This is a genomic window from Burkholderia sp. E168m23, assembly GCF_016586125.1.
Classification (GTDB): Bacteria; Pseudomonadota; Gammaproteobacteria; order Burkholderiales; family Burkholderiaceae; genus Burkholderia; species Burkholderia orbicola.
The window spans coordinates 1-2652 of record NZ_BCPP01000969.1 but is presented as its reverse complement, the minus strand read 5'-3'; the positions used below and the strand labels follow the sequence as shown (position 1 = coordinate 2652).

The 2652-nt window shown below is 67.0% G+C and carries 3 protein-coding genes; 2 read left to right on the top strand and 1 reads right to left on the bottom strand.

Translation table 11 applies throughout. The annotated features are described in order from the left end of the window. A partial coding sequence (locus tag JMF90_RS32705; RefSeq protein ID WP_305790768.1) for an alkaline phosphatase family protein occupies positions 1 to 804 on the bottom strand: 804 nt, incomplete at its 3' end. 592 nt (positions 805 to 1396) lie between these two features. On the opposite strand from JMF90_RS32705, the gene JMF90_RS32700 reads away from it, so the two are divergent. Beyond that, positions 1397 to 1897 (top strand): GNAT family N-acetyltransferase, encoded by a 501-nt coding sequence (locus tag JMF90_RS32700; RefSeq protein ID WP_011548896.1) that lies wholly within the window; start codon positions 1397 to 1399, stop codon positions 1895 to 1897. Between the two features lie 260 nt (positions 1898 to 2157). Next, on the top strand, positions 2158 to 2652 hold a 495-nt coding region (locus tag JMF90_RS32695; RefSeq protein ID WP_201325984.1), incomplete at its 3' end, for a thioredoxin family protein.

The window sequence follows — 2652 nt, the reverse complement described above, 5'->3', positions numbered from 1 at the left end:
CTGCTCGATCGCAGCGCGCCAGTGGCGGAAGCTCATCATCTCGTTGCAGCCGAAGTTGTCGATCAGGCTCTGATAGACCTTCCAGTTCACGCCGGCCTGTTGCAGCCGGTCGGCATAGGTCGTCCAGGTCCAGCCCTGGCTCGACGGGCCGATGTCGTTGCCGCCGTTGAACTGGTTGTTCAGCGCGGCGATCTTCACGCGGCTGCCATCGGCCGGGCTGATGCCGTTCGGGCCGTTGGTGCCGCTCCAGTAGAACAGGCGGTTCGCGATCGTGCCCGTGTGCATCCCGCAGTGGTAGTGGTCGCACAGCGTGAACGCATCGGCGAGCGCGCGCTGGAACGGCACTTCGGCTGCGTCGTAATAGCCCATCGACAGCGGCGTCTTCGCGTCGGGCCAGCGGTTCATCCGGCCGTGATCCCACGCGGCCTGCGCGTCGGCCCACGTGTGCGGCGTGCCGCCCGCGCGCTGCGCGTTGCCCTGGCGCGCGTCGAGGTGATACGGCGTCACGGTCGCGGCGGGCGTCGCCTTCGTGTACGCCTGGTAGAACACGTCGCGGCCGTTCGGCGACGGCACCGCGAAGCGGTCGCCATAGCCGCGCACGCCCTTGAACGTGCCGAAGTAGCTGTCGAACGCGCGGTTCTCCATCATCAGCAGCACGACGTGCTTGACGTCCTGGATGGTCCCCGTTTCGTGGAAGGCGGGAATCGCGAGCGCGCGGCGAATGCTCGGCGGAAACGCGGAGAGCGCGGCGGCGGCGAGGCCGGAACCGGCGGTCTGCTGAAGGAATTTGCGGCGTGACGTCATGGCGTTCGTGTCCTGTGAGGGTGGGAGCGGTCGTGCGTTCGTCTGGGGGTGCCCGGGCGTCGTCCGGCCCCGGGGCGATCGCCGATGCGTGCGCGTTCGGGGCGGCGGCCGCGTGTCGCAGCGGGGCACGCATTGCGCCCGACACGCGACGCCCGACGTCGCGCGGATGCCGCGGCTTCGTCGTCGCGATCCTGTGCGCCGCGCGCTCGTGATGCGCGGCGGCAGGTGCCGGCACACATACCAACCCGGCGTATGCGGGACTGCGGCGGCGCCCAGTCTAGGGCGTCGACATGACGTGGACGTGATGAAGAAATGACATCGCATGTCGCGCACGTGACGTTGCGTGCGCAACGATTCGTTCAGGTGCGATGCGGGGTTGAAAACGGTAAGAAATTACCGATCTCCGTGGGCGTGACCGGTCAGAATTTTCCGGATTTTCGTGGATGGCGCGCGCGTTTCGTTGCGGATGCAACGTGACTGGCGACGGCGTGACACCTGTGTTTCAAAGGCGTGAAATCGGCTAAGCTCGATGCGTTGCTGCGCGCCTGCGCAGTCCGCGCCTTCGGCGTGACTTTTCGGACCCGGCCCACCCATGACCGATATCAGAATCCGGCACAGCGAGACGCACGACGTCGACGCGATCCGGCAGATCGCCGCGCATCCCGCGGTGTACATGAATACGTTGCAACAGCCGTTTCCGTCGCTCGAAAAATGGCAGAAGCGGCTCGACAGCGTGCGCGAGCACGGCATGAGCCTCGTCGCCGAAATCGACGGCACGGTGGTCGGCCATCTCGGCCTGCATCCCGAACCGAATCCGCGCCGGCGCCACGCGGCGGCGCTCGGCATGATGGTCGACGCGGCCCGTCACGGGCGCGGCATCGGCGGCCGGCTGCTCGCGGCCGCGATCGATCTCGCGGAGAACTGGCTGAACATCACGCGGCTCGAGCTGACCGTGTTCACCGACAACCGCGCGGCGATCGCGCTCTACGAGAAACACGGTTTCCGCATCGAAGGCGAATCGCCGGATTACGCGTTACGCGACGGCGTGCATGCGTCCGTGTATCACATGGCCCGGATCAAGGCGCGGCAATGAAGGGCTGGCCGTCGCCGACGTGACGGCACACGCGGCACGTGCTGCCGCCCGTCATATCCAATCGAGAATTCGTTCGTTTTCCTTCGGCTGTACCCGTCGTATCGTCGAACGATTTGCCGGTCGCTGCGGCCGGCTTCGCTTTTCCGTATCGATGCATGCGCGGCGCTGCCTGTCGGCCGGCCTCATCGTCATCGCTTCACGGCCCCCGTTGCGTGCCCGGCATCGCCCTGAAACCGTCTTTTTCAACGGAACCCGCTTCGATGAAAACCGTTCTCCGCAATCTCACCGCCGCCTGCCTGTTCGTGGCCGCCAGCGCGGCGCTCGCCGCCGCCACGCCCGCGGGCGCCCCGGTGGCGAGCGCATCGCCAGACGGTGCGCATCTGCCGCCCGGCATCGCGTGGCAACACGGCGACGTCGATGCCGCGTTCGCGCTCGCGAAGCGCGAGGGCAAGCCGCTGCTGCTGTACTGGGGCGCGGTATGGTGCCCGTCGTGCAACCAGGTGAAGTCGACGATCTTCAGTCAGCAGGCATTCAAGACGCGCTCGTCGTTCTTCGTGCCCGTGTATCTCGACGGCGATACCGAAAGCGCGCAGAAGCTCGGCGAGCGTTTCAAGGTGCACGGCTATCCGACGATGATCCTGTTCCGTCCCGACGGCACCGAAGTGACGCGGCTGCCGGGCGAAGCCGATCTCGACCGCTACATGCAGGCGCTGTCGCTCGGGATGACGGCCGCGCATCCGGTGCGGCAGACGCTC